Genomic DNA, 26,226 nt, shown 5'->3' on the forward strand with positions numbered 1-26,226 from the left:
GATCACCAGGGCCGGCGGCTGGTGCATGTCCACCATGGGGCCGTCGGCCGCGCCTACGGACTGAGGGACGTGATCGTGTTCCTCCAGCGCGCCGGCCTGGACATCGGAGAGGAGGATGCGATCGTCACCTCGGACTTGATCGAGTGGGTCGGCGGCGGCCCGCGTGTATGAGAGCTGTGTAGGGCGGGGAAGGGTCCCCAGGTCACCGTCCTTCCCCGGCTCACGCCCGGCGCCCACCCCAACGGTCCGGGCGCATACGCCCTTGGGGACTGGCGTGCCGCGACGGCGGCCAGGAGATCCTGCAGCCTGGGCGGCAGGGGTCGCCGTCGGTGCCGGTGGCCGTGATCAGGTCCGCGACCGTCCGCAGCCGGACCGCCTTCGTGATGCCGCAGATCGCGGCGGTGATCCGCCCGGCACCAGGGGAACGTTGGGGATCATGCCGCTGTGACGGGCCGGCCGCACAGGATGCTCCACCGCGCGGCCCGGCCGCAGGCTATGTGTCAGCGCGCCGTCCACATGGCTGCACCACGCCGCAGGGCACGACTGGGGACAGTGCCTCCGGTGCCGATGAAGTCTGGTTGCGTCCCATGGCTGCACGGGATCGAAGCGAAACGTGAAGGCGGGGCTCGGTGCTAGGTGCTGGGAGTCTTCTCAGACGTCGGTGACGCGCAGGCCGGCGTGGGCCTTGTAGCGGCGGTTCACCGAGATCAGGTTGGCTACCAGCGACTCCACTTGGTGGGCGTTGCGCAGTCGTCCTCCGTAGACGCCGCGTGCGCCCGGGAGGCGTGAGGCGAGTGCCTGGACGGTGTCGGTGGCGGCGCGTTCGTCGCCCAGGACGAGTACGTCGGTGTCGATCTTCTCGATCTGCCGGTCTTCCAGAGTGACGGCGGAGAGATGGTGAAACGCGGCGGTCACCCGGGAGTTGGGCAGCAGCTCGGCAGCCTGCTCGGCGGCGCTGCCTTCCTCGGGCCTGAGCGCGTAGGCTCCTTTCTTGTCGAAGCCGAGCGGGTTGACGCAGTCGACCACGATCTTGCCGGCGAGTTCCGCGCGGAGTGTGGTCAGCAGTTCGGCGTGTCCCTCCCAGGGGGTGGCGACGATCACCAGGTCGCTGTCCCGTGCGGTCGTGGCGTTGTCGGCGCCGCGGACGTCAGTGCCGATGGCTGCCGCGGTGGAGGTGGCCCGGGCGGCGTCCCGTGAGCCGATGATGACCTGTTGGCCCGCGCCGGCGAGCCGGTAGGCGAGGCCGCGCCCCTGCGGTCCGGTTCCGCCGAGGATGCCGACCACCAGGCCGGACACATCGGGGAGGCGATGGGGATCGTTTCGAGAGGCTTCAGAGGGAGTGGAGGGGCGGGTGCCGGCGGCTTCGTCGGGAGTCGTCATGCGGTGGTCCTTGGCTGGTTCGGTTCGTTCTTCCGCGGCTCGGTGCCGTTGGCCGTCAGCGGGCTGCTGGGGCCGCGATGCGGGACATCGGTCGGCGCCGTCAGGCGGTCAGGGACTCCACACGGCGCATCACCTCGCGGCAGAAGGCGCCCACCCCGTTCGGGTCGTCGGTGAACTGCGAGGGCTTGATGCAGAAGGTGGTGAATCCCTGAGCCATCTGCGCGGGGATGGGTTCGAGGGCCTGGGCGAGGTCGGCGCAGGAGTTGTCGTCGGGGAACACGGCGCGGGTGCTGCCGATCATCTCCAGGTCGGCGATGTCGCGGCCCGCGGCGGCCATCGCGGTCTTCAGCGTCTGCATCTGTTCGGGCGTCACCTTGCCCAGTGGGTTGAAGGCGTGACCGTGGCGGACGATCCTGCGGACCATCGCGTCGTGCATGCCCGCGCCGCCGAAGCACAGTCGGGGGCCGTCCGGCCGGTATGCCTTGGGCTCGAAGTACACGTCCTGGAACGTGTAGTACTCGCTCTCGTGGGACACGGGCGAGGGGCCCCACAACTTCGCCCAGATTTCCAGGTGTTCGTCGAGGAGCTTGCCACGCCGGGAGAACGGGACATTCAGTGCCGCGTACTCGTCCCGGCTCCAGCTGACGTTGGGCAGCACGACCAGACGGCCCTCGGAGAGAAGGTCGAGGGTGCCGAGCTCGCGGGCCAGGAGCAGGGGGTGCCGCAGGGGGGCGATGACCGCCGAAGCGGCGAGGCGCAGACGCTCGGTGACGGCGGCGATCGCGCTGAGCAGCATGAGGGAGTTGGGCCAGGGCGTATAGGGGTCCTGGTTGCCGGGCAGGGCGTAGTCGCGGGGGTTGCCCATCACGCCATCGGCTCCGGCGTCGGGACCGAGCACGATGTGTTCGCTGATCATGACGGAGTTGAATCCGGCGTCCTCGGCCTCGCGGGCCCAGCGGATCACGGTCGGCAGGTCCGCCCGTCCTCCGGTCATGGTCCAGTTCTCGCTGAGGACGAGCTGCATGCGGGGAGTGGTCATTGTGGCGATCCTCAAGGCGGGCGTGTTCGGGGGCGGGAATGAGGGGTGGCCGCAGCCGTCCGGACAGCTGCGGCCGACGGCCAACGGCTGCGGCCAACGGTCAGGCGAGGGTGACCTCGACCGGCAGGTGCTTGATGCCGTTGACGAAGTTGGAGCGGACGCGGGGGACGTCGCCGGCGAGCTTGATGTCGGCGATGCGCGGGATGAGCTCCTCGAACATGATGCGGATCTCGGTGCGGGCGAGCAGGTTGCCCAGGCACAGGTGCGGGCTGCCCTTGCCGAAGGTGACATGGTCGTTGTCGGCGCGGGCGACGTCGAAGTCGTACGGGTTGCCGAAGACTTCTTCGTCGCGGTTGCCGGAGGCATACCACATGACGACCTTGTCTCCCTCTTTGACCTTCTTGCCGCCGAGTTCGACGTCGCGGGTGGCGGTGCGGCGGAAGTGGTAGACGGGGGAGGCCCAGCGCAGGAACTCCTCGACCGCCGTGGGGATCAGCGACGGGTCGTCCTTCAGCCTCGCCAGCTGCTCGGGGTGCTGGAGGAGGGCCAGCATGGAGTGGGAGATGGTGTGGCGGGTGGTCTCGTTGCCGGCCACCACCAGGAGTAGGAAGTAGTTGTCGAAGTCCTGGGGCGAGAGCGGGACGCCGTCGCGCGGCGTGGTGTTGACCAGCTTCGAGACCAGGTCGGTGCCGTCGCCGCCGCGCCGCTGCCGGGCCAGCTCCCTGCCGTACTCGAAGACTTCGATCGACGCGGGGGAACGGAACGGCAGGTCGCGGTACTTCTCGCTCTCCGCGCTGTGCAGCAGGACGTCCGCGTAGTCGGGGTCGGTGTTGCCGATGATGCGGTTGCCCCAGTCGATGAGCTGCTGGTTGTCCTCCGGCGGTACGTCGAGGAGCCGGGCGAGGACGTTGATGGGGAAGTCGGCGGAGACGTCGGCGACGAAGTCGAAGGTGCCCTTGGCGAGGGCGGCGTCCAGCGTCTTGGCGGTCAGGCCGCGCAGGAAGTCGCTGTAGCTGTTGATGACGCTCGCGCCGAACTGCCGCTGGATCACGTTGCGCAGGGCGCGGTGGCGGACGCCGTCCATCTCCAGGATGGAGGCGCGCTTCTTGATCTGGTCGTCGTCGAGTTCTTCGAGGTTGACGAAGCGCGTGGAGGTGAAGGTCTCCGGGTCGCGGTCGACGGTGGCGATGTCGGCGTGGCGGGTCACCGACCAGAAGCCGGAGTTGGGGGCCTCTTCGGGTTGCCAGTGGACCGGGTCCTGGTGGCGCAGGGTGTGGAACATGCGCCACGGGGTGATGCCGTCGGCGAAGTTGTCGAGGTCGGCGAGGTCCACCCGGCTGAGCGGCAGGGGCTCGTCGAGGGCTGCGCGCAGCTCGGCCCGAGTGGTGGGGACGGCGGGAACGGTGGGGCTGGTCATGGGGAGGTTCCTTCGGGCGAGGGTTTTTGGGGCGGGCCTAGAGGTGGTATGCGTACTCGGTGAACTCCCAGTCGGTGACGTGTCGCCCGAAGCGTTCGAGCTCGTCCCGCTTGTAGGTGAGGAAGGACGTGGTGAAGTCCTTGCCGAGCAGGTCGGTCAGGGCGGTGTCCGCCTCCAACGCGTCGAGCGCGGCCGACAGGTTCTGGGGCAGCAGGGCGGCACGGGAGGTGTCGTAGCCGTAGCCCTGAAGCGGGGCGGGCGGTTCCTCGCCGGCCTGGACGCCGAGCAGCGCGGCGGCGATCGTGCCGGCGAACAGCAGGTACGGGTTGGCGCTGGCGTCGCCGAGGCGCAGCTCCAGCCGCGCGCCGCCACCGCGCTCCGGCGGGATGCGGACCATGGCGCTGCGGTTGTCGAGCCCCCAGTCGATCAGCCAGGGCGCGAGGGTGTCCGGGCCGAAGCGCTTGTAGGAGTTCACGGTCGGGTTGGCCAGGGCCGCGAGCGCGGGCGCGTGGGTGAGAATGCCCGCGATGGCGTGCCGGGCCATGGCGGACAGGCCGTAGGAGCCTGCCGGGTCGTCGAAGGCGTTGTGGCCATCGGCGTCGTTGCAGGACAGGTGGAGGTGGAAGCCGGAGCCGCCCGCGTCGCCGAAGGGCTTGGCCATGAAGGTGGCGAGGTTGCCCTCCTTGCGGGCCAGTTCCTTGACGGCGGCCTTGAAGCGGAAGGCGCGGTCGGCGGCGTCGAGGGCGGCGGAATGGGTCAGGTTGATCTCGTACTGGCCGCCGTCGAACTCGTGGTTGCCGGTGACGACACCGAGCCCCAGGTCGCGCAGCGCGCGCAGGGTGCGCAGCAGGTGGTTGTCGGGGTCGGCGCGCAGGCCCGCGGTGTAGATGGCGCCGGTGGTCTCGGGTGAGCGGCGCCAGCCGGTGGGCGAGCCGGGGGCGATCTGCAGCAGGAAGTACTCCAGCTCGGGACCGACCACGGGGCGCAGTCCCTGCTCGGCGCAGCGGGCCAGGACGGTGCGCAGCAGGTCGCGGGAGGACTCGGGCGCAGGGGCACCGGTCGCCGGGTCGGTGACCTCGCCGAGGCAGGCGGCGACACCCGGCTCCCAGGGCAGGACGGCCAGGGTGGACAGGTCGGGGCGTACGGTCACGTCCGGCAGGCCGGCGTCCAGGCCGCCCGCGACCGGGACCACGTCGCCCTGCGGGCTGGTGTGGTAGACGGCGCGACAGAAGGCGAGGCCGTGCTCGCAGGCCGACGGCAAATGGTCCAGCAGCACCTCGCGGGCGCGGTCGGTGCCGATGAGGTCGGGGTAGACCACGCGGACCACGTCGACGCCCTCGGCGGCGAGCCGCTCCATGTGCCGGCGGATGTCTGGGGTGTCGGATGCGCTCACCAGTGTCTCCTTGGCGGAAGGAAGGGATTCCCGGTGCCGGGGGCACTGGGAGAGAAGGGGCGGAAGAGGGAAGCCGGGGCGGCGGAGAAGCGGCCCTCGAGCTATTCATTTGATCCCGAACGATATGGAGTGGGTTGCCGCCTCGCAAGGGGCTGGTAGAAAAAAGTTATCCATCTGGACAGGTATTGACCAGGGTCGGGCGACTTCCTATCTTGTTTGAAGCCAAACGAGTGAGGGGTGCGGCATCCGCTGGATTTCGCCCCCTTTGGCTGACGGGCCCGGTTGAACCCGGGCCGGGCCCGTCTCTTCCTCCCTCTCTTCCTCGCTCCGACGCCTCACCCCTCAGGAGGACCGCCATGAAGGTCGTCGTCGACATGAACAAGTGCCAGGACCACGGCCAGTGCGTCTTCGCCGCCCCCGACGTCTTCTCGATGGACGACGACGGACACCTGGTGTACGTGTCCGACCCCGACGACGCGCTGCGCGACGAGGTCGAAGAGGCCGCCGACGTGTGTCCGCTGCAGGCCATCCGGATCGAGGGATGACCGCCATGACCGCACCCGCGACCGGACGTGTCGTCGTCGCAGGCGGCTCGATGGGCGGCCTGCGTGCCGCCGAACAACTGCGCGCGGCGGGCTGGACCGGGACGATCACGGTCATCGGTGACGAGCCCCACATGCCCTACAATCGGCCCCCGCTGTCCAAGGAGGTGCTGGCCGGCAAGGCACCCTTCGAGTCGCTCGCCTTCACGCCGAAGGCAGCGGCCGCCGACGTGGAGTGGCGGCTCGGCACGAAGGTCGTCGCCGCCGACCTCGACCGGCGCGTCGTCGAACTCGACGACGGCTCGGCGATCTCGTACGACGGACTCGTCGTCGCCACCGGCATGCGGCCCCGGCGCCTGCGCTGCCCCGGACCGCTCACCGGCCGCCACACCGTCCGAACCCTCGCCGACGCCCAGGGCCTGCGCGACGAGCTGACCCGCCCTGGTGCCCGCGTGGTCGTGGTCGGCGCCGGTTTCATCGGCTGCGAGGTCGCCGCCACCGCCGTGGGCCTCGGCGTCCGCGAGGTGACCGTCGTCGATCCGCTCCCCCTGCCCATGGTCGGCCCGCTCGGCGAACTGCTCGGCCGCGCGCTGCTGAAGCGGCACGAGGAACGCGGGGTGCGCTTCGCGCTCGGCACCGGAGTGTCCGGATTCGAAGGCGAGGACCGGGTCACCGGCGTCGTGCTGAGCGACGGCACCGTGCTGCCCGCCGATGTGGTCGTGGAGTCGGTCGGCTCCGTGGCCAACACCGAGTGGCTGGAGGGCAACGGCCTCGACCTCGGTGACGGCGTCCGCACCTGCGAGCAACTGCGGGTCGGGGGACGGCCGGAGGTGGTTGCGGTCGGCGACGTCGCCCGCTTCCCCAACGCCCGCTACGATGGCGTACCCCGGCGTGTCGAGCACTGGTCCATCCCCACCGACACCGCCAAGCACGCCGCGAAGGCCCTCGTCGCCCATCTCGCCGGCGCAGACGGGGACTTGGTGCCCTTCGCGCCGCTGCCGACCTTCTGGAGCGACCAGCACGACTTCCGGCTGCAGTCCTTCGGCGCGCCCGTGCTCGGCAAGGACGACGTACGGATCCTGGACGGCGACCCGGAGAGCGACGTCCTCGTCGGCTATCACACGGCCGGTCAACTGGTCGGCGTCGTCGCGCTCGGCGGCCAGGCCGCCGCGATGGGCGCCGCCCGCTATCGCGCCCAGTTGCTCAAGCAGCCCGCCCTCACCACGTAAGGAACCCCTTCATGTCCAATGTCCGTGGTTACTTCCACCCCAAGACGGCGAGCGGAGCCTCGTCGCTGATCCCGTCCCCGCCGTGGCGCTACTCCGGGGACCTGCTCACCGTCGAGTACCGCACCGACCCCTCCCGGGTGCGTGAACTGCTGCCCGAGCCGCTGGAGTTGGCGGACGAGGACCCGGGCGCCGTGGCGCTGATCTGGGCCGACTGGCAGTCCTGCTCGGGTTCTGGTCAGGAGCTGCTGGACCCGGTACTGGCCCAGTACAAGGAGGCGTTCGCGGTCGTGCGCTGCAAGTACCGGGGGCAGACCTACTCGCGCTGCGTCTATATCTGGGTCGACAAGGACTTCGCCATCGCGCGCGGGCTGCACCAGGGATACCCGAAGAAGCTCGGCTCGATCCACCAGACCCGCCCGCACCCCTACGGGCCCGCCCCGCGCATCGAGGCCGGCGCCCGCTTCGGCGCCACCCTGGCCGCCGCCGACCGGCGCCTGGCCCAGGCCGTGGTCACCCTGCGCGAACCGTCCGAGACCAACGGCTTCGTCAACGCCCACCCCATGGCCCACCATCGCTGGCTGCCCTCCATCGAAAAGGGCAAGGGCCTGGCGCTCGACGAGCTGATCGAGTCCGGCGCCGCCTCCTTCGAGGGCGGGCAGCCCTGGCGCGGCGACGCCGAGCTGGAGCTGTTCGAGGCGCCCACCGAGGAACTGGCACGCCTGGAGATCCGCGAGCCGATCGCCGCCTACTACCGGCAGGTCGGCGTCGTCTGGGACGGCGGCCGACTGCTGGAGTCCGGCACGTCCGGCGCCGAGTAACCCCCGTACAGACCACAGGACTTGGAGACCGGACATGACCGAGCACACCCTCACGGTGGCCGGGGTCGCCGTCGACACCCGGCACTGGATCGGCGGCGAGCGCGTCGCCTCCACCGAGACGTTCCCCGATGTCTCGCCGATCGACGGCAGCGTCATCGGTGAGATCTCCCGCGGTACGGCGATGGAGGCCTCGGCTGCGGTGGCCGCGGCTAAGGCCGCCTTCCCCGCCTGGGCCGCCACCCCCCGCGCCGAACGCGCCCGCATCCTGCACGCCGTCGCCGACGGCGTCGAGAAGCGGCTGGAAGAGCTCGCCATCGTCGAGACCACCGACAACGGCGCCCTGCTCCGCTCCCACCGCCGGGGCGTCATGCCCCGCGTCGCGCACAACTTCCGCTTCTTCGCGGACTGGCTGCTGAAGCTGGAGCACGAGGACTTCGAGACGCGCGGGCACACCAACCACGTCAGCTGGGACCCCGCGGGCCCCAGCGTTCTGATCACCCCCTGGAATGCCCCGCTGATGCTGGCCACGTGGAAGGTCGCTCCGGCTCTAGCGGCCGGCAACACGGTCATCCTCAAGCCCGCCGAGTGGACCCCGCTGACCGCCTCCCTGCTGGCCGACATCGCCGCCGAGGCCGGATTGCCGGCCGGGGTGCTGAACGTCGTGCAGGGCTACGGCTCGGAGATCGGCGACGCCCTGACCTCGCATCCTGACGTGCGACGGATCAGCTTCACCGGCTCCGTGCCGACGGCGAAGCGGATCTCGGCCTCGGCTGCCGCGAACCTGACCCCGCTCAGCCTCGAACTCGGTGGCAAGTCACCCCTGTTGGTGTTCGCCGACGCCGACCTGGACCTCGCGGTCGACCTGGCGGTGGAGCAGTACGACAACGCCGGGCAGGTGTGCCTGGCCGCGACGCGCTTCCTGGTCGAGGAGTCGGTCGCCGAGGAGTTCACCCGCCGCTTCGTCGAGAAGGCCGGGCAGCTCACCCAGGGCGACCCGCGTGACGAGGCCACCGACATCGGCCCGAACATCCACCCGCGCCAGCTGGAGAAGATCGACGGGTTCGTGCAGCGGGCGATCGCGGCCGGGGCCCGCGCGGTCATCGGTGGCCACCGCAAGGACGGTCAGTACTACGCGCCGACCCTCCTCACCGACGTCGCCCAGGACTCGGAGATCGTGCAGGAGGAGGTCTTCGGACCGGTCCTGACCCTGCAGACCTTCACAGACGAGGACGAGGCCGTCCGCCTGGCCAACGACACCCGCTTCGGGCTGGCCGCCACGCTCGCCACCGGTGACCCGGAGCGCGCCGAACGCGTCACCGCCCAGCTGGTCGCGGGCACGGTCTGGACCAACTGCTTCTTCGTCCGCGACCTCCAGGCGCCCTTCGGCGGCTCCCGCCACTCCGGCGTCGGCCGCGAGGGCGGCACCTGGAGCTTCGACTTCTACTGCGACGTGAAGAACACCGTAACCGCGCCGCACGGCTGGAGGAACCATGGGTGAGATCGTCGGGGCGGGCCTGCTCGCCCACGTCCCCACCATCGTGCTTCCTGAGGAGACCCGGCTGGAGCTCAACGAGGGCAAGGAGATCACCCTCGTCACCGGCCTGCACCAGCTCCGCAAGGACGTCTTCGAGCGCGATGCCGCCGACGACTACGACACCGTCGTCGTCCTGGACTCCCACTGGGCCACGACGGTCGAGTTCGTCGTCACCGCGCAAGCGCGCAGGGCCGGCCTGTTCACCTCCGAGGAACTGCCGCGCGGCATGTGCCGGATGCCGTACGACTTCCCCGGTGACCCCGAACTCGCCCACAACATCGAGAAGTTCGCCGACAGGCACGGCACCTGGATCACCGCGATCGAGGACGAGTACCTGCCGATCTACTACGCCACCATCAACCTCTGGAAGTTCCTCGGCGAGGGGCTGCCCGACAAGCGGTGGGTGACCATCGGGGTGTGCCAGACCGGCGACATGGAGGACCATTTGCGCCTCGGCCGGGCGCTGGCCGACGGCATCGCCGCCACCCCGGGCCGCCGGGTCCTGCTCATCGCCTCCGGTGCGCTGTCACACACCTTCTGGCCGCTGCGCGAACTGCGCGACCACGAGTCGAGCGACCCCGTGCACATCTTCACGCCGGAAGCGCGCGAGGCCGACTACGAGCGGATCGCCTGGTTCAAGGAGGGCCGCCACGACAAGGTCCTCGACACCATGCCGGAGTTCTCGAAGTACAAGCCCGAGGCGAAGTTCTTCCACTACCTGATGATGGCCGGCGCCCTCGGCGAGCAGGCCTGCGTCGCCAAGGCCCGCCAGTACGGGGAGTACGAGAACTCGATCGGCACCGGTCAGGTGCACCTCTGGTTCGACCGCCCGGCCGACGGCTGGACCGGCGCCGGCCTGCCCTCCCCGCACAACCCTCACAGCCGTATCTAGAAAGGCCCGTCATGCCCGAATACCGCCGCATCCTGCTGGACGGCGCCGCCGTCCAGGTCACCGTCGACGGGGACGAGCTCGTCGCCGGTGACGGCCGCCGCGTCAAGATCGAGGACGCGCAGCACCTGCCGCCGGTCGTGCCGTCCAAAGTGATCGCCGTCCACCTCAACCACCGCAGCCGCGTCGACGAGTTCCAGATCGACCTCCCTGACACCCCCACCTACTTCCACAAGCCGACTTCCTCCCTCAACTCCCACCAGGGCGCCATCGTCCGCCCCGAGGGCTGCAAGTGGCTCAACTACGAGGGCGAGGTGGCCATCGTCATCGGGAAGACCGCGCGGAACATCTCCCCGGCCGAGGCAGGGGAGTACATCGCCGGCTATACCATCGCCAACGACTACGGCCTGCACGACTTCCGTGACACCGACGCCGGGTCCATGCTCCGCGTGAAGGGCTCCGACACCCTGTGCCCGCTCGGGCCCGGTCTCGTCACCGACTGGGACTTCCACGGCAAGAGCCTGCGCACCTACGTCAACGGCGAGGTGGTGCAGGACGGTTCCACGGACGAGATGAAGTGGGACATGCACTACCTCGTCGCCGACATCGCCCGCACCATCACCCTCTACCCCGGTGACGTGCTGCTCTCCGGCACCCCCGCCAACTCCCGGCCCGTCCAGCCGGGGGACGTGGTGGAGGTGGAGGTGGAGGGGCTCGGCCGACTGACGAACCGCATCGTGACAGGCCCGACCCCCGTCCGTACCGACGTCGGCGCCCAGCCCACCGAGTCGGAGGAGGTGCTGTCCACGGCGCTCGGCGGCGACTGGGAGTTCCGCGGCATCCGCCCGCCCAGGCGCTGACAACGCCCATGAGACGGCGCCGCACCGGGCCTGCCGACCGAGGCGTCCGGTGCGGCGCCCGCCCAGGTAGTGTCGCCCCCATGACCGAGTCCACCGACGTCCCCAAGAGCCGGCCCTCACGCAAGCGCCTGCAGTACGGCGAGGGCCGCGAAGCCCTGCTGAACGCCGCCGTGCGTGTGGTGGCGCGGGGCGGCCTGCGCAGGCTCACCTACCGGGCCGTCGCGCAGGAGGCCGGGGTCACGCACGGCCTCGTGGTGCACCACTTCGGTTCGCGCGATGCCCTGATCGAGGAGACCCTCGCTCACACCATACGCACCTCGCTGAGCACCAGTGCGCTCGAACCGGGCACCGGCAGGGCCGCGGACTTCTCGGCGGGGCTGTCGGAGATGGTCACGGCGGATCCGGACCTCCAGGCGTTCCAGTACGAGCTGCTGCTGGAATCGCGTCGCCGCCCGGAGCTGCTGCCCCAGATCCGCGCACTGTACGACGAGTACTTCGAGGCCACCCGGCGCGAACTGACCCGCATGCTGCCCGCCGGCGCGGACCAGGCACTGACCCGGCTGGTCTTCGCCGCGCTCGACGGCCTCGTACTGCACCAGCTCGTCCTCGGCGAGCCCGAGGTCACGGATGCCGCACTGGAAGAGCTGCGCTCCTTGCTGCGGTTGCTCGACGCAGATGGTGAAGCTGCCGGCGACCGTACCGCCGAGGACGGCTGACAAACCCCTCTGACCTGCTTGTTCCAAGGCTCCGGACGTTCCGCGTCCGGAGCCTTCCGCTGTCCGGCGCCATGATCTCGTTTGATTCCGCACGAGTAAAGAGTTGGTTACGGCCGCCGGAAGCGTTGACGCAGCTTTCCATATGGATAATTCTCGCGTGCATGGCAGGGACCGTCCGCGGCCGCCACTGCACCCCTAGGAGATCCCCATGACCATCGAGGCTCCCGCAGCCGAGCTGCTCCCGTTCCGCGACCCCGGCTACCGCGCGAACCCCGCTCCGTACTACGCCCGGCTCCGTGCGGAGGCGCCCGTCCACCGGCATCCGATCGGTGTGTACGTGGTGTCCCGCTACGAGGACGTCGCGAAGCTGATCCGCAACCCCACCCTCAGTGTCCGCAAGCTCGATTTCGGTGTGGTCGATCCGCTGCACGACACGGTGCTCGGCCAGGACGCCCCCGAGCACACCCGGCTGCGCCGCATCACCAACCGCTGGTTCACGCCCAAGGCGGTCGGGGAGTGGTCCAAGGTGATGCAGGCGTCCGTGGACGCCGTGCTCGACAAGGCGGTCGAGGCCGGCGGCACCCTCGACGCGGTGGACGACCTCGCCCTGCGCGCCACGTTCGAAACCATCTGTCACATCTTCGGTGTCGAGCCCACGAAGATGCTGGAGATCCAGAAGGCCACCTACGACATCGGCGTCAGCCTCGGGCCGGGGTCTGACGAGGACGACTGGCGGGTCACTGGTGAAGCCTTCGAGTGGTTCGAGCAGCACATCCGCGCCCTGATCGCCCTCAAGCGCGCCCACCCCGGCAGCGGACTGATCGACCACTTCCTCGCCGAGCAGGACGCCGGGAACATGAGCGAGAACGAGGTCGTCTTCTCGATCCTGCTCTTCTTCGCCGTCGGTCACCTGGACATCAAGCACCTCATCGTGCAAGGCATCCGGCACATGGCCGAACACCCCGAGTACATCGGGATCTACCGCGACCAGCCCGACATCCGGCCCGGCTTCATCAACGAGGTGCTGCGCATCGAGACCCCCGAGCAGATGGTCTCGCGCCTCACCACCCAGGAAACGGTCATAGGCGACACGACCGTGCCCGCCGGCGAGGTCCTCGTCCTGCTCATCGGCTCCGCCAACCGTGACCCGGAAGCCTTCCCCGACCCGGACCGTTTCGACCACAACCGTCCGGCCGCCGCGAGCCAGCACCTGGCCTTCGGCTCAGGCCAGCACGGCTGCGCGGGGCAGGTGCTCGCCCGCGCACAGGCCGACGTCGTCTTCACCACGCTGGTCAACCGCTTCAGTGTGATCGAACTCGCCGGTGAGCCCACCTTCACCCACACCGAGTTCCTGCGCAGCATCGCCCACCTGCCGATCCGGCTGCGCTGACCGCGCACCGGCCGTTCCCCCAGCACACAGCACAGCACCACACCCAGGAGTCATCATGCGCGTCGAAGTCGACCTCAAGAAGTGCCAGGACCACGGCCAGTGCGTCTACGCCGCCCCCGAACTCTTCGCTCTGGACGAGCGGGGGCGCCTGTCCCTGCGGAACGAGGCCACCGAGCTGTACACGGCGGAGCTGGACGCGGCGAACGTCGAGGAGGTGCAGGAAGCCGCGGACGTGTGTCCGCTGCAGGCCATCGCGGTCCACGAGTAGCCGGGCATCGCTGCCGCCCAGGCGCCGCGGCAGCGGCGCCTGGGCCTGTGGGGATGCCCTCCCGGGCGGGAGCGCTGGCGGAAAAACATTGCCCCAACCCCTTGTCATGTGGATAGTTCCGCCTCATTATGAGGCAACTCGTTTGGCTCCAAAATAAACCTCTGTCGCTCCGCTCCCCTGGCAGGTGATCCCCGTGGACAGTCAAACGGTCCAGAAAAACCCGACCGTGCAGGACGAGCCCACCGCTGGTCGACTCAAGCCCAACTCCCTCGGTGTCCTCGGCATCCTCTTCTTCGTCCTCTCCGCACAGGCCCCCCTGACCGGCATCGCCGGGGCTGTACCCATAGCCGTCGCCATCGGCAACGGCGCGGGTACGCCCGCCGCCTATGCCGGGGCCGGCATTGTCATCCTGCTGTTCTCCGTGGGCTTCGTCGCCATGGGACGCCATGTCGTGGATGCCGGCGCCTTCTACACGTACATCGGCAAAGGGCTCGGCCGTCCGACCGGCTCCGGCAGCGCGGGTGTCGCGCTGTTCGCCTACTGTGCGGTCCAGGCGGCCATGTACGGGCTGTACGGATCGATCGTCAGCGCCCTGGTGGAGCAGTACACCGGTCTGAATGCCCCGTGGTGGGTCTGGGCCCTGGTCACCATGGCGATCGTCCAGGTCCTTGGCGCGGCCGGCATCGAGATGGGTGCCAAGGTGCTGGCTGTGTTCGTCCTGGCGGAGTTCAGCATCCTGCTCGTCTTCGCCCTGGTCACCCTTTTCAAGGGCGGCGGCCCTGAGGGGCTGGGTTTCGTCGACAGCTTCTCGCCGCACGCTGCGCTCCAGGGTGCTCCCGGTGTGGCCCTGATGTTCGCCGTCGCGTCGATGTTCGGCTTCGAGGCCACCGCCATCTACGGCGAGGAGGCGCGCGAGCCCCGAAGGACTGTGCCTCGGGCCACGTACCTCTCCGTCGCCGTGATCACCGGCTTCTTCGCCTTCACCTCGTGGATGCTGGTCTCCGCCCACGGCGCCTCCCGTGCCACCGCCGAGGCCGGCAAGGCGCTGGCGAACGGTGACGCCACGGCATGGGTCTTCGCACCGATCACCGCGCAGTTCGGCGCATGGGTGGGCGACGTCCTGCCGATCCTCCTGGCGACCTCCCTCTTCGCCGGCATCCTGGCCTTCCACAACTCCGCCAACCGCTACCTCTTCTCCCTCGGCCGCGACGGCCTGCTGCCCCACGGGTTGACCGCGACAAACCGGCGTCACTCCCCGTGGGTGGCGGGCACCGTGCAGACCGTGCTCTCCCTGCTGCTCGTCATGCCCTTCGCGCTGCTGGGCAAGGATCCGGTGCTGACCCTCTTCTCGTGGTTCAGTGGGGTCGCCGTGCTGGGGATCATGCTCCTGTACTTGCTGACCTCCGTGTCCGTGGTGGTGTTCTTCCGGCGCGAGCGGCTGGACGCCCGCCCCTGGAACACGCTGATCGCCCCCATCCTGGGCGCGCTCGGTATTGCCGGTGCGATCTGGCTGATCCTGGCCAACTTCACGACCCTCATCGGCGGCGACTCGACCACGGCGACCTGGCTCGAACTCGCCGTCCCGGCGGTCCTGGTCCTCGGCGTCGTCGCCGCCCGCGTGACGCGTGACCGGGCGCCGGACCAGGTCTGAGGACGCTGCTTCTCCAGGTGTGGCCGGTCCGTTTCCCGCTCTGCCTCAAGCGGATCGGCCACCATGTGGCCCACGCCGACACCAAGCGGCGGCTGCACGAGCTCGTCGCCGTGGCCGGCCCTGATCGACCATCCGGAACGAGCCCGATGTCCCAGGCCGTAGCCGAGGTCTGCGACGGTAGGGGTGGCCATCGTGTGGGAGGGCGGCCGCACCCCTTCTCTGCGCTGTTCTGCGGGCACGCCGTCATCGAGAGCCTGGCCGGAGTGAAGGGTGCTGGACGGCGCGTTGTTCCCGGTGGTCGGCGGGATGACGGCACACGACCTCGCGCCGCACCAGAAGGCGCTGGTCGACGAGGTCGCCGCGCTGGTGCTGCCCGCATGACACGGTCAGTCGGCCGAGCCCGCCACCCGGTCGAGGAACCCGTCGACCAGGCGGCGGGCGTTCGCGCGGGCCGTCGCCTCCAGGTCCCTTGTCCGGATGAGCAGCTCCCCGGGGTCAACGCCGTGCCGCAGGCACTGCTCGGCGCCGCCGAGCTCCATGTACCGGCGCACGGTGGTGGGCGTGATCTCCGGATGGAACTGCACCCCCAGGCTCCGCCCGAGCCGGAACGCCTGGGTGCACACGGAGTTGCGGGCCACCTCCTCGGCTCCGGGCGGCAGGAGGCAGCGGTCGTAGTGCCACTGGAACCACGGGCCCGGGACGATCAGTTCGGGATCGTCGGTGTCGACCCCGACCCAGCCGATCTCCGGGCGCGGCGACGCCGAGACCGAACCCCCGAGCGCGGTGGTCAGCGCCTGCGCGCCGAAACAGACCCCGAGCACCGGGACACCGAGGTGGTGGGCCTTGCGCAACAGCGCCAGCTCTCCGCCGATCCAGGAACCCACGCCCGTCTCGTCGTACACCGACCAGGGCGCGCCGAGCGACACGATCAGGTCCCAGCCGTCGGCCGCCGGGAAGTCGAAGGCCACGTCCGGCACGTGGTGGCGGTGTTCGGGTACGACGGTCACGACGCTCAGGTCGTATCCGCGCTGTACGAGCCGGGCCCCGACCGGGCCTGGGTCGGTTACGTGGTCGTGCTGGATGACGAGTGCGCGCACTGTGGGCTCCCTCCCCGGATTCACGGATCCCTCGGATCGACCGTGAACTCTTGTGACTGCCGAGCCCACACCATATCGTTTGGACTCAAATAAGGTATCCGGAGGTTCCGCATGGTGGACATCACCCACGAGGAATGGCTGCGCCGGGCCAAGGCACTGGACTTGGCTGGCGCGCATCACATCGACGGTGTCGACGAGGGCGGGGGAGGGGCGACCTTCGCCGCCGTCTCGCCCCGCGACGGTCAGGTGCTGACCCAGGTCGCCGACGGGGGCACGGAAGAGGTGGACGCGGCCGTGGCCGCCGCCCGCCGGGCCTTCGACCGCGGCCCCTGGCCCCGCCTCGCACCGGCCGACCGCGGCCGGATCCTGCTGCGCATCGCCGACCTGCTCGAAGAGCACCGCGAGGAACTGGCGTTGACCATCAGCCTGGAGATGGGCAAGCCGATCACGGACGCGTACAAGATCGAGCTGCGCGCCGTCATCAACACGTTCCGCTGGTACGGGCAGCTGGCCGACAAACTCACCGACGAGTCGCCCCACACCGCCTCCGATGCCCTGGCGCTGGTCACCCGGGAACCGGCCGGTGTCGTGGGCGCCGTGGTGCCGTGGAACTTTCCCCTGACACTGGCCGGTTGGAAGGTGGCTCCCGCACTCGCGGCGGGCTGCACCGTCGTACTGAAGCCGTCGGAGAACTCCCCGCTCTCCGCCCTGCTGCTCGGCCGGCTCGCCACCGAGGCCGGCCTGCCGCCGGGTGCGCTCAACGTGGTGGGCGGCAAGGGCCCTGTCGCCGGGCGCGCTCTCGGTCTCCACCCCGACGTCGACGTCCTGGCCTTCACCGGCTCGACCGCCGTGGGCCGTCACTTCCTGCACTACGCGGCCGACTCCAACCTCAAGCGGGTCTGGCTCGAACTCGGCGGCAAGTCCCCCAACATCATCTTCCCGGATGCGCCCGACCTGAAGAAGGCGGCGGCGACCGCAGCCTGGGGCATCTTCTTCAACCAGGGCGAGATGTGCACCGCCCCCTCCCGGCTGCTGGTGCACTCCTCCATCGCCGAACAGGTCACCGACGCGATCGTGGCGCGGGCCCGGGAACTGGTCGTCGGGGACCCGCTCGACCCGGCGACCGAGATGGGCCCGATGGCCGGCGAGAGCCACCTCGAACGGGTCCTCGGCCACATCGGGACCGGCCTCGAGGCAGGCGCCCGCCTGCGCGTCGGCGGCGGCCGCACCCTGACCGAGACCGGCGGCAGTTTCATGCGCCCCACCGTCTTCGACCAGGTGCGCCCCGGCATGCAACTGGCCCGCGAGGAGATCTTCGGCCCCGTCCTGTCCGTCCTCACCTTCGAGGACCTCGACGAGGCGGTCCAGCTGGCCAACGACACCGAGTACGGCCTCGCCGCGGGCCTGTGGACCTCCGACCTGTCCACCGCCCACCAGGTCTCCCGCGCGCTCAGGGCCGGAACCGTCTGGGTCAACTGCTACGAGGAGGGCGACCTGACCGTCCCCTTCGGCGGCATGAAGCAGTCCGGCAACGGCCGCGACAAGTCCGCCCACGCCATCGACAAGTACACCGAACTGAAGACCACCTGGATCCAGCTGTGACCCGTACGCACCCGCGACCCCTGATCGCGATCCCCGCCCGCTTCTCCGCGACGACCTCCGCGCTGCGCTACGCCGCCGAGGTCAACGCCCGCACGCTGATCGAGGCGGTGTGGCGGGCGGGCGGCGAACCGGCGAGCATCCACCCCGCCTCCGAAGACGTGGCCGGGCGTCTCGCTCGCTTCGACGGTGTCCTGCTCCCCGGCGGCGGAGACCTCGCCCCGCACCGCTACGGCGCAGCGGACTTGCACGAGAGCGTCTACGACGTGGACGACCTCCAGGACGAATTCGACATCGAGGTAGCCCGCCAGGCCATCGACGCGGGCCTGCCGCTGCTGGCGGTCTGCCGAGGACTCCAGGTCGTCAATGTCGCCCTCGGCGGCACCCTGGAGCAGGACATGGGCGGCCCGGAACGCGAGCACCGGCATGTCGTCCACCCCGTGGCGATCCAGCGCGACACCTTGCTGGAGCAGGCCACCGGCGCGCAGAAGGTCGAGGCGTCCTGCTACCACCACCAGCGCGTCCACCGCGCCGGCGTGGGACTCGCGGTCAGCGCACGCGCGGCCGACGGCACCGTGGAGGGGCTCGAATTCCCAGGTGTGCACGGATGGTTCACCGCCGTCCAGTGGCACCCGGAGGACACCGCCCACGAGGACCCCGCCCAGCAGGGACTGTTCGATGCCCTGGTCCGAGCCGCCCACGACAGCCGCTCACATCGCAGGTGACATTTCTTCGGCAGCGCGAAGCGGCCAAAGCCCCGGCCGGCCCAGGAACTCGATGATGCGGCCCTGGGCCGGGCGCTCAGGGGTATCGCCTCTCTGCGGGGCCCGGGCCCGCAGGACCTCGCCATCGCCCGGATCGAGCAGCTCCCGCGGGACACCGGGCCCGACTGCGACCGCCGTTGCCACCGGATCTCCGTGCTCGCCTGTGGGCTGGGGCGGACGGCGAGCATGCGCGCGTACTGCCTGCCCGGCCCCGCCGCCTCCGGTGCCCGGCTGACGCGCACACGGCTGTGGGGCCGAGCCCGAACAGGCTCGGCCCCACAGCTTTCCCGTCAGGGTCGGCCGCGCTCGGCGGCTTCGACGATGTTGGTCAGCAGCATGGCCCGGGTCATCGGCCCCACTCCGCCGACCGGCGGTGCGAGGGAGCCGGCGACCTGGTCGACGTCCGGGTGGACGTCTCCGAGGATGCCCTCGACGGTCCGGGTGATGCCCACGGACAGGACGGTGGCGCCCGGCTTGATCCAGTCGGGCCCGACGAGGTGGGCCACGCCGGCCGCGGCCACCACCACGTCGGCGACGCGGGCGTGGGCGCCGGTGTCCTGGGTGGCCTCGTGGCACAGGGTCACCGTGGCGTGCTCGGTGCTGCGGGTCAGCATCAGGCCGAGCGGGCGGCCCACCGTGATGCCGCAGCCGATCACGCAGAACTGTCGGCCGGTGATGGACACCTGGTTGCGGCGGAGCAGGTCGATGATGCCGCGGGGCGTGCAGGGCAGCGGCCCGGGAATGCCGAGCACGAGGCGCCCGAGGTTCGCCGGGTGGAGCCCGTCGGCGTCCTTGGCCGGGTCGATGAGCTCCAGTACGGCGTGGGTGTCGATGTGGGCCGGCAGCGGCAGTTGGACGATGAAGCCGGTGCAGGCCGGGTCCGCGTTGAGCCGGAGCACGGCGGCCTCGACGTCGGCCTGGGAGGCGGTGGCGGGCAGCTCCACCCGGATCGACGCGATGCCGACCTGGGCGCAGTCGCGGTGCTTGCCGCCGACGTAGGAATGGCTGGCCGGGTCGTCGCCGACCAGGATGGTCCCCAGGCCCGGGGTGATGCCCCGTGCCTTCAACGCCTCGACCCGGACGGCGAGTTCGGCTTTGATCTCGGCTGCCGCGGCCTTGCCGTCGAGCAGCGTCGCGGTGGTCATGGTTGTACGAACCTCTCGGGTCAGGAGAACACGACGGTGCGGGAGCCGGTCAGCACGACCCGGTCCTCGGCGTGCAGGCGCACCGCCCGCGCCAGGACGATGCGTTCGACGTCCCGGCCGATGGCGACCAGCTCCGACGCGGTGTGCCGGTGTCCGACGCGCACGACGTCCTGCTCGATGATCGGGCCCTCGTCCAGGTCGGCGGTGACGAAGTGGGCGGTGGCGCCGATGAGTTTGACGCCTCGGTCGTGGGCCTGGTGGTAGGGCTTGGCGCCCTTGAAGCCCGGCAGGAACGAGTGGTGGATGTTGATGACCCGCCCCGACAGCTTGCGGCACAGGTCGTCGGAGAGGACCTGCATGTAGCGGGCGAGCACCACGAAGTCGACCTGGTGCTCGGCCACCAGCCGCACCAGCTCGGCCTCCGCCTCCGGCTTGGTGTCACGGGTGACAGGGAGGTGGACGAACGGGATGCCGTAGCTCTGCGCGACGGGCGCCAGGTCGGGGTGGTTGGAGACGATGAGCGGGATGTCGACGGGTAGTTCGCCCAGACGCCAGCGGTAGAGGAGATCGACCAGGCAGTGGTCGAACTTCGACACCATCAGCAGAACCCGGCGCCGCTGCTGCTCCGACCGCAGGGACAGCACGGGGTCGAAGCGCGCCAGGCGCAGGGACAGCTCGTCCCGCAGGCTCTCGACGTCGGCCTGCGGGGTCTCCAGGAGCACCCGGATGGTGAACGTGCCGGTGCAGGGATCGGAGAACTGGGCGCTCTCCACAATGTTGCCCTTGGCCTCGGTGATGCCACCGGACAGGGCGTGCACGATGCCCGGCTGGTCGGGGCAGCTGACGGTCAGGATGTAGCGCTGCATGGCTGCGGTGCCTTCCGGCTCAGGCCCGGACGCGGGCGCGCTCGGGGTCGTACACGGGGGTGGGCTTCACCGTGGCGTCGGCCTTGGAACCGTCGGCGGCGACCGCGGTCAGCGCGGTCCCCGACTTCACCGCGTCGCGGTGCACACGGGCGAGCCCCAGGGTGGCGCCGTCGAGTACCGGCGAGGGCACGGCCATCGTCACGTAGCCGACGTCCCGTCCGTCCAGCTCCAGCCGCGCGCCCTCGGCCGCCTCGGGGGCGGCGTCCACGACGACGCTGACCACACGCCCCGGCGCGGTGCCCTTCTTGGCGAGCAGCGCGTCGCGGCCCTGGAAGGGGCCCTTGTCGAAGTCGATCGCCCAGCCCATCCGGCACTCGAACGGGGTGACGGTGTGGTCGTACTCCAACTCGCCCATGATCATCCCGGCCTCGGTGCGGCACGTCAGCAGGGCGAGCGCGCCGGCGGCCTTCACCCCGAGGCCGGCCCCCGCGTCGAGGACCGCGTCCCACAGGTCCAGCGCATGCTCGCGCGGCACCTGGATCTCGTAACCGAGTTCGGCGGTGAACCCGATCCGGCTGACCTGCGCACCGATACCCGCGACCAGGACGTCTCGGACGAACGTGTAATAGGGGAAGGCGGAGTTGGACACGTCGACGTGCGTGAGCCGCTGGAGAACCTCGCGGCTGCGCGGTCCCTGCAGGGTCAGCACGGCGAACTCGTCGCGCCGCTCGATGACCGTGGTGCCGTCGGGGGCGTGCGCGGTCAGCGACTGCTGGGTGGCGGGGTTGCCGCCGGTGACGACCACGTGGCCGGGCGCGAGGACGGCCACGGTCACGTCGTCGATCATGAACCCGTCCGCGTCGGCGACCACGCCGTAGGCGATGCGGCCCTCGCCGAGCCCGCGGACGCTCCGCGAGAAGACGGCGTCGACAGTGGCGAGCGCGTCCTCGCCCTCGACGTGCCACTTGTAGAGCATCGAGTAGTCCAGCGCACCGGCGGCGGTGCGGAATGCCTCGTACTCCTCGGCCGGGTCCGTGATGAACAGGGGCACGGCATGGCCGTAGACGTCGATCCACTCCTCGACGCGGTCGTCGTACCGCGGGGAGAACGGGGTGCTGCGCAGTCCTTCGGGCAGGGCCATGGGAACTCCAGTGAGGCGGAGGAAGTGAGGGCATCGCCGAGAATCTATCCATTCGGATAACTTGTCAATAGGATAGATTTGCTTGTCAGGGTGTGCAGGGGGAGAGAAAAAGGGGGTGCATGACCGAGACGGTTGTCGATGAGGGGGCCGGCGGCCAGGACGATCGGCCCGGATGCGGTCAGGGACGGGAAGCCTTGACGGCCGCGGCCGTCAAGGTCGTCGCGCGAGGGGCCCGCGGAAGCCGACGTATCTGGGCGGTCTGGTCTTCCACCAGGTCACGTCCGGTGCACCGGAGCGTACCGAGGAGGGTGTCGATGCCTTGCGTCGGCTCCTGGCGGCCCATCGCGCGGAGGCGTCGTCGAGGGCGTCCGGCGGTACATTGATTGAGCCGAATCTCTCCTGCACCCACTTCGGGAGCGGCGATGACGAGCATTTTCGGAGGGCGTGAGCAGCCGGTCCGGCCGCACGGCAGGTCTTCCTCGGCCTCACCGGCGCCCGTCGGCGCGACCGCGGTGCTGGGCCGGCACATGCGGTTCACCGGGTGGAGCCGGGAGGCCGAGGTGCTGTTCGGCCTGGCGTCCGAAGAAGTCCTCGGCCGGTCCGCCGACGAAGTCCTGGCCGATGCCGAGACGGGTGGCTGCTGACGGCCATGGACGCCGAGATGGGGCACCGGGAGGCCATCGGCCGGGCCATGCTTGACGGACTCGACCGGGAGGCGCCCGTCCAGTTGGTGGTCTACGACACGGACGCCCGCGTGCACTGGATCAACGCTGCGATCGAGAAACAGTTCGGAATCCCGCTGGAGGACGCTGCCGACAGGGGTCGAACCAGCTCCGCCGTCCGAACAGATCGGCAACCCTGAAGTCACCCACGCGTGGAGGAGGGCCCGGACGTCATCACCTGCGAGATATTCGCCAACAGGCCCAACCACAGCGGCGGAAATATCTTTTCAGGCTTACATTGAGCCTCCGCCAACTTGAAGTACCAGGTCAAGGGGCTGGTGTGACCGGTTCCAGGGATGCTCACACTGGTCGTCGGCGGCAGTCTACGCAGTAGATCATCCGTCAGGCTGTGTTGCCGGTGGCAATCGGAGCGGGTGTGCTTACAGCGGCAGGTGGGCCTCGTCCGCCTTGCTGAAGATGTCTCCGCAGGTGGGGGACGGCACCGACTCGCGGGCGGCGAGGACGGTCAGCGTATGGCGCACTTCGGTGCTCAGCCGAAAGAGCTGGTGACTGGTCTGGCCGCCTTCATAGGCGTACAAGCGGAAGACCTTGACCACAACGTCGTCGCGGTCGTCGGCAAAGGTTTCTGGGAGCCCGGCGAGTAGTTCGAAGTCTTGCTTGCCGGTCACCGCGTCGGCCACGGCGCCGATGGGCAGGGTCTCGAACTCTGAAGCGGACAAGGAAGTGTCCACCGCGAGAGCGTGAGCGGCCAAGAACGCGACGACCTCCATGAGTCGTTCCCCCACCGTCACGTCAATGCCCCAAGAGTGCAGCCGCTCTCGGCGGCGATTCTGACGCCATGGCTCCTGATCCAGCAGTGGCAGCAGGACGCGCCCCAGGTACCCGCAGCGACTCCACAGCATGTCGTGGTCCGAGGTCATGATCCATCCTCTCTGCAGCAGTTGGAGGGCGTGCCGCCTGAACGGCGCAGGCCCTCCAACCTCCCACTACGCGCAGGCTGGGTACAGGACGGAAGTGGACGTTGTCTCAGCGGTTGACTTCGAGGTTCGTCTGGACGAGCAGGGCGCACAGGAGGTGGATGGCGCGGGCGGGGTCGGTGCGGAGCTTGGTGAGGATCCGCCAGGTCTTGAGGTGGGCGAAGCCGTGTTCGACCGGTGCGCGTCCGACGGCGAGGACACGATTGGCAGTCTTCTGACGGGGGTGAGCTTGTGGGTGCGGCTGGCGGGCCGGCGCGGCCGAGGCCCGTTCGTCGGCGAGCTGTTCGCTCATCCGCTCGAGGACCCGCTCGGCGACGGCGGTTCGTCCTGCTCGGCCCGCACCTCCGCCAGATGCTTGGCCAGCTGTTCTTTGTGTTCGTCCAGCTCCGCGCGCCGCGCGGTGATAGCACACCGGTGGCCTGCAACAGCGAGGTGGATGTCCAGATCCACCTGTCCGGTCCTGGCTGGACCACTGCCGCTGCCGGCTCGCGCCGGCACAGGTGCCCGGACCTTCACCCAGCCAGTGACGGCTTCGTCGTTGCGCTCCAGCGCCCAGCGGGCCGAGACCTGATGGCTGAAGCCGTGCCGGTGGAGCATCTGCGCGATGGCGGAGTGGGCAGGGCGAAGGGGTGGCCGGTGGTCACTGCGTAGGCGCGCGGTGCAGGTTGAGGACGATGCGTTCCGCGTCGGGCAGGACGAGGCCGTGCACGTACGCGGGGCCGGAGCCGTGGGTCACGAGGGGGCGATCATGCCGGCCGAGAGGTCGATGTCCGCGCCGCAGAGTCCGGGCATGGCGAGCATCGCCACCAGGGCCTTCGCCACTTCGTCCTCCTCCACCAGTCTGCCCAGGGCCGCCCGGGACGCGAACGCCCGCTCGGCCTCTTCCGGTGTGCTGCCCGTCAGTTCGGCCTCCAGCTTGAAGTTGCGGTCCATGCGCGGGCCTCGAACCGGGCCGGGGGAGAGGGAGTTGACGGCGACACCCTGGGGTCCGACCTCAGCGGCGAGGGTGCGGGTCAGGCCCAGCAGGGCCATCTTGGAGGCGGTGTAGGGGGTGCGGTTGAGGAGGGGGCGTTTGCCGCTGACCGAGGCGATGTTGACGATGTCACCGCGGCCGGCCGCGATCATCGGGGGAAGAAAGGCCCGGCACATCAGGTAGACGCCGCGTACGTTCGCGGAGAAAACCCCGTCCCACTCGTCGGGTTCGACCTCGGTGAGAGGCTTCACCGGGCCCGCGACGCCCGCGTTGTTGACCAGGACGGAGATGTCCTCCTCGGCGAGCGTGGCCGTGAGTGCCGTGACCGACGCCGGGTCCGACACGTCGCACACCGCGGTGCGGGCCGTGCCACCCTCCACGGACACGCGGCGAGCCGCCCCGGAGAGGGCCTGCGCGTTGCGGCCGACGAGGATCACCCGGGCCCCGGCCTGTGCGAGCGCGAGGGAGAAGGCCCGCCCGAGCGGGCCCCCTCCGCCGGTGACCAGGGCCGTACGGTCCCGCAGGGGCAGAGTGGTCATGCCCGCACCGCCCAGGGCAGTTCGTCTCCCGCGGCCTTGGCGGCTCGTACGTCGCCGGACCGGGCGTGTCCCTCGAACAGCTCGATCCGGGCGGCCCGGCCGCAGAGCCGGCCCAGCAGGGCTTGCGACCCGGTGTCCGTGACCTCCTGGTAGGTCACCGTCTTGAGGTACTTGCCGACCCACAGACCGCCGGTGTAGCGGGCGGCGCCGCGCGTGGGCAGCACGTGGTTGGTGCCGATGACCTTGTCGCCGAAGGACACACAGGTGCCCTCGCCGAGGAACAGCGCACCGTACTGGGTCATTCGCTCCAGTGCCTCGCGCGGGTCGGCGGTGAGCACCTCCACGTGCTCGTACGCGAACTCGTCGGCCAGCGTGTACAGCTCGTCCATGGAGTCCACCACGATCACCTGGCCGTGGTCCCGCCACGCCGGCTCCGCGAAGTCCTTCGTCGCCAGGCCGGGCAGCAGCCGCTCCACCTCGGCGATGGTCCGCTCGCCCACCTCGCGGGAGGTGGTGATCAGCACGGCGGGGGAGTCGGGGCCGTGCTCGGCCTGGGAGAGCAGGTCGACGGCGCAGACGAACGGGTCGGCATCGGCGTCGGCCAGCACCAGGATCTCGGTGGGGCCGGCGAACAGGTCGATGCCGATCTCGCCGAACAACTGCCGCTTGGCCTCGGCGACGTACGCGTTGCCCGGCCCGGCGATCAGGTCCACCGGTCGCATGGTGTCGGTACCGGCGGCCATCGCGGCGACGGCCTGGACACCGCCGAGCAGCCAGATCTCGTCGGCGCCCGCCAGGTGCGCGGCGGCGACGGTCGCGGCGGGGACCTCGCCGCGGATCGGCGGGGTGCAGGCGACGACCCGGGGCACGCCCGCGACCTTCGCCGTGACGATGGTCATGTGGGCGGAGGCGGTCAGCGGGTAGCGGCCCCCGGGGATGTAGGCGCCCGCGGCCTGGACGGGAATGTGCTTCTGGCCGAGCTTCACGCCGGGCAGGGTCTCCACCTCGAACTCGCCCATGGAGTCGAGTTGGTGGCGGGCGAACGTGCGCACCTGCTCCTGCACGAAGCGGATGTCCTCGATGACCTGGGCGGGCACCGAGGAGACGATCTCCTCGATCTGCTCCGTCGACAGCCGGAAGGACTCCGGGCTCCATCCGTCGAACTTCTCGGAGTACTCGCGCACCGCCGTGTCGCCGCGTTCGCGGATGTCCGCGATGACGTCGGTGACCGTGGCACGCACGGCGTTCAGGTCGACGGCGACCTGTTCCTTGGAAACGGCGGTCTTCAGGAATGTCTTCGCCACGGTGGCGCCTTT

27 protein-coding genes are annotated in these 26,226 nt (G+C 70.0%); 14 read left to right on the forward strand and 13 right to left on the reverse strand.

What is annotated here, in order from left to right; genetic code table 11:
* Positions 1 to 651: 651 nt before the first annotated feature.
* From npdG to ACZ9QC_RS38360, 4 genes are all read right to left on the reverse strand, one after another.
* Positions 652 to 1,380, reverse strand: a complete 729-nt coding sequence (gene npdG, locus ACZ9QC_RS38345; protein WP_472917304.1) for an NADPH-dependent F420 reductase — start codon at positions 1,378 to 1,380, stop codon at positions 652 to 654.
* A gap of 100 nt (positions 1,381 to 1,480) precedes the next feature.
* Positions 1,481 to 2,419 (reverse strand): TIGR03619 family F420-dependent LLM class oxidoreductase, encoded by a 939-nt coding sequence (locus ACZ9QC_RS38350; RefSeq protein WP_472917305.1) that lies wholly within the window; start codon positions 2,417 to 2,419, stop codon positions 1,481 to 1,483.
* 100 nt (positions 2,420 to 2,519) lie between these two features.
* Complete coding sequence (locus ACZ9QC_RS38355; RefSeq protein ID WP_472917306.1) at positions 2,520 to 3,836, reverse strand: cytochrome P450; 1,317 nt, start codon at positions 3,834 to 3,836, stop codon at positions 2,520 to 2,522.
* A gap of 37 nt (positions 3,837 to 3,873) precedes the next feature.
* Entirely contained in the window at positions 3,874 to 5,229 is a 1,356-nt protein-coding gene (locus ACZ9QC_RS38360) for a glutamine synthetase family protein (RefSeq protein ID WP_472917307.1), read from the reverse strand.
* Between the two features lie 356 nt (positions 5,230 to 5,585).
* On the opposite strand from ACZ9QC_RS38360, the gene ACZ9QC_RS38365 reads away from it, so the two are divergent.
* The 10 genes from ACZ9QC_RS38365 to ACZ9QC_RS38410 all read left to right on the forward strand — a co-directional run bounded on the left by ACZ9QC_RS38365 (position 5,586) and on the right by ACZ9QC_RS38410 (position 15,126).
* Positions 5,586 to 5,774 (forward strand): ferredoxin, encoded by a 189-nt coding sequence (locus ACZ9QC_RS38365; RefSeq protein WP_067252810.1) that lies wholly within the window; start codon positions 5,586 to 5,588, stop codon positions 5,772 to 5,774.
* Between the two features lie 5 nt (positions 5,775 to 5,779).
* Complete coding sequence (locus tag ACZ9QC_RS38370) at positions 5,780 to 7,000, forward strand: NAD(P)/FAD-dependent oxidoreductase (protein ID WP_472917308.1); 1,221 nt, start codon at positions 5,780 to 5,782, stop codon at positions 6,998 to 7,000.
* Between the two features lie 11 nt (positions 7,001 to 7,011).
* Positions 7,012 to 7,818: an acetoacetate decarboxylase family protein gene (locus tag ACZ9QC_RS38375; protein ID WP_472917309.1), complete on the forward strand. Its 807-nt coding sequence runs from the start codon at positions 7,012 to 7,014 to the stop codon at positions 7,816 to 7,818.
* A gap of 34 nt (positions 7,819 to 7,852) precedes the next feature.
* On the forward strand, positions 7,853 to 9,316 hold the full coding sequence (locus tag ACZ9QC_RS38380) for an aldehyde dehydrogenase (protein WP_472917310.1): 1,464 nt from the start codon (positions 7,853 to 7,855) through the stop codon (positions 9,314 to 9,316).
* Complete coding sequence (locus ACZ9QC_RS38385; RefSeq protein WP_472917311.1) at positions 9,309 to 10,244, forward strand: 3,4-dihydroxyphenylacetate 2,3-dioxygenase; 936 nt, start codon at positions 9,309 to 9,311, stop codon at positions 10,242 to 10,244. The genes ACZ9QC_RS38380 and ACZ9QC_RS38385 overlap by 8 nt, the downstream gene beginning before the upstream one ends.
* An 11-nt stretch (positions 10,245 to 10,255) precedes the next feature.
* Positions 10,256 to 11,101 (forward strand): fumarylacetoacetate hydrolase family protein, encoded by an 846-nt coding sequence (locus tag ACZ9QC_RS38390; protein ID WP_472917312.1) that lies wholly within the window; start codon positions 10,256 to 10,258, stop codon positions 11,099 to 11,101.
* Between the two features lie 80 nt (positions 11,102 to 11,181).
* Positions 11,182 to 11,817, forward strand: coding sequence for a TetR/AcrR family transcriptional regulator (locus tag ACZ9QC_RS38395; RefSeq protein ID WP_472917313.1), 636 nt, complete (start codon positions 11,182 to 11,184; stop codon positions 11,815 to 11,817).
* Between the two features lie 208 nt (positions 11,818 to 12,025).
* On the forward strand, positions 12,026 to 13,207 hold the full coding sequence (locus ACZ9QC_RS38400) for a cytochrome P450 (protein ID WP_472917314.1): 1,182 nt from the start codon (positions 12,026 to 12,028) through the stop codon (positions 13,205 to 13,207).
* A 55-nt stretch (positions 13,208 to 13,262) separates the two neighbouring features.
* A complete protein-coding gene (locus ACZ9QC_RS38405) occupies positions 13,263 to 13,475 on the forward strand; it encodes a ferredoxin (RefSeq protein ID WP_472917315.1) in 213 nt (70 codons plus the stop codon).
* A 193-nt stretch (positions 13,476 to 13,668) separates the two neighbouring features.
* The gene (locus tag ACZ9QC_RS38410; protein WP_472917316.1) at positions 13,669 to 15,126 is read left to right on the forward strand and encodes an APC family permease; all 1,458 of its coding nucleotides are present in this window, start codon (positions 13,669 to 13,671) and stop codon (positions 15,124 to 15,126) included.
* A gap of 386 nt (positions 15,127 to 15,512) precedes the next feature.
* Here ACZ9QC_RS38410 and ACZ9QC_RS38415 read toward each other — a convergent pair whose 3' ends face one another.
* Complete coding sequence (locus ACZ9QC_RS38415) at positions 15,513 to 16,223, reverse strand: type 1 glutamine amidotransferase (protein WP_472917317.1); 711 nt, start codon at positions 16,221 to 16,223, stop codon at positions 15,513 to 15,515.
* 111 nt (positions 16,224 to 16,334) lie between these two features.
* Between ACZ9QC_RS38415 and ACZ9QC_RS38420 the strand changes: the two genes are divergently transcribed.
* A complete protein-coding gene (locus ACZ9QC_RS38420) occupies positions 16,335 to 17,825 on the forward strand; it encodes an aldehyde dehydrogenase (protein ID WP_472917318.1) in 1,491 nt (496 codons plus the stop codon).
* Positions 17,822 to 18,547, forward strand: coding sequence for a gamma-glutamyl-gamma-aminobutyrate hydrolase family protein (locus tag ACZ9QC_RS38425; RefSeq protein WP_472917319.1), 726 nt, complete (start codon positions 17,822 to 17,824; stop codon positions 18,545 to 18,547). The genes ACZ9QC_RS38420 and ACZ9QC_RS38425 overlap by 4 nt, the downstream gene beginning before the upstream one ends.
* Positions 18,548 to 18,876: 329 nt before the next feature.
* On the opposite strand, the gene ACZ9QC_RS38430 is transcribed toward ACZ9QC_RS38425, so the two are convergent.
* Genes ACZ9QC_RS38430 through ACZ9QC_RS38440 form a run of 3 tightly spaced genes read right to left on the reverse strand, consistent with a single transcriptional unit; the run spans position 18,877 to position 21,738 of the window.
* Complete coding sequence (locus ACZ9QC_RS38430; protein ID WP_472917320.1) at positions 18,877 to 19,731, reverse strand: bifunctional methylenetetrahydrofolate dehydrogenase/methenyltetrahydrofolate cyclohydrolase; 855 nt, start codon at positions 19,729 to 19,731, stop codon at positions 18,877 to 18,879.
* A 20-nt stretch (positions 19,732 to 19,751) separates the two neighbouring features.
* Positions 19,752 to 20,597: a formyltetrahydrofolate deformylase gene (gene purU / locus ACZ9QC_RS38435; protein WP_472917321.1), complete on the reverse strand. Its 846-nt coding sequence runs from the start codon at positions 20,595 to 20,597 to the stop codon at positions 19,752 to 19,754.
* A gap of 19 nt (positions 20,598 to 20,616) precedes the next feature.
* Positions 20,617 to 21,738: an aminomethyl transferase family protein gene (locus ACZ9QC_RS38440; RefSeq protein WP_472917322.1), complete on the reverse strand. Its 1,122-nt coding sequence runs from the start codon at positions 21,736 to 21,738 to the stop codon at positions 20,617 to 20,619.
* Positions 21,739 to 22,160: 422 nt separating this feature from the next.
* Here ACZ9QC_RS38440 and ACZ9QC_RS38445 point away from each other — a divergent pair, with 422 nt between their 5' ends.
* Complete coding sequence (locus ACZ9QC_RS38445; RefSeq protein WP_472917323.1) at positions 22,161 to 22,382, forward strand: hypothetical protein; 222 nt, start codon at positions 22,161 to 22,163, stop codon at positions 22,380 to 22,382.
* 5 nt (positions 22,383 to 22,387) lie between these two features.
* Positions 22,388 to 22,600: a hypothetical protein gene (locus ACZ9QC_RS38450; protein ID WP_472917324.1), complete on the forward strand. Its 213-nt coding sequence runs from the start codon at positions 22,388 to 22,390 to the stop codon at positions 22,598 to 22,600.
* Positions 22,601 to 22,840: 240 nt separating this feature from the next.
* Here the strand turns inward: ACZ9QC_RS38450 and ACZ9QC_RS38455 are convergent, their stop codons facing one another.
* The 5 genes from ACZ9QC_RS38455 to hisD all read right to left on the reverse strand — a co-directional run bounded on the left by ACZ9QC_RS38455 (position 22,841) and on the right by hisD (position 26,214).
* Entirely contained in the window at positions 22,841 to 23,341 is a 501-nt protein-coding gene (locus ACZ9QC_RS38455; RefSeq protein WP_472917325.1) for a hypothetical protein, read from the reverse strand.
* A gap of 106 nt (positions 23,342 to 23,447) precedes the next feature.
* On the reverse strand, positions 23,448 to 23,690 hold the full coding sequence (locus ACZ9QC_RS38460; protein ID WP_472917326.1) for a transposase family protein: 243 nt from the start codon (positions 23,688 to 23,690) through the stop codon (positions 23,448 to 23,450).
* Positions 23,687 to 23,995, reverse strand: a complete 309-nt coding sequence (locus ACZ9QC_RS38465) for a helix-turn-helix domain-containing protein (RefSeq protein ID WP_472917327.1) — start codon at positions 23,993 to 23,995, stop codon at positions 23,687 to 23,689. Before ACZ9QC_RS38465 ends, ACZ9QC_RS38460 begins: the two co-directional genes overlap by 4 nt.
* A 135-nt stretch (positions 23,996 to 24,130) precedes the next feature.
* A complete protein-coding gene (locus ACZ9QC_RS38470; protein WP_472917328.1) occupies positions 24,131 to 24,910 on the reverse strand; it encodes an SDR family NAD(P)-dependent oxidoreductase in 780 nt (259 codons plus the stop codon).
* Positions 24,907 to 26,214 (reverse strand): histidinol dehydrogenase, encoded by a 1,308-nt coding sequence (gene hisD / locus ACZ9QC_RS38475; protein WP_472917329.1) that lies wholly within the window; start codon positions 26,212 to 26,214, stop codon positions 24,907 to 24,909. Before hisD ends, ACZ9QC_RS38470 begins: the two co-directional genes overlap by 4 nt.
* Between the last annotated feature and the right edge of the window lie 12 nt (positions 26,215 to 26,226).

Source organism: Streptomyces sp. HUAS MS02 (assembly GCF_055702265.1).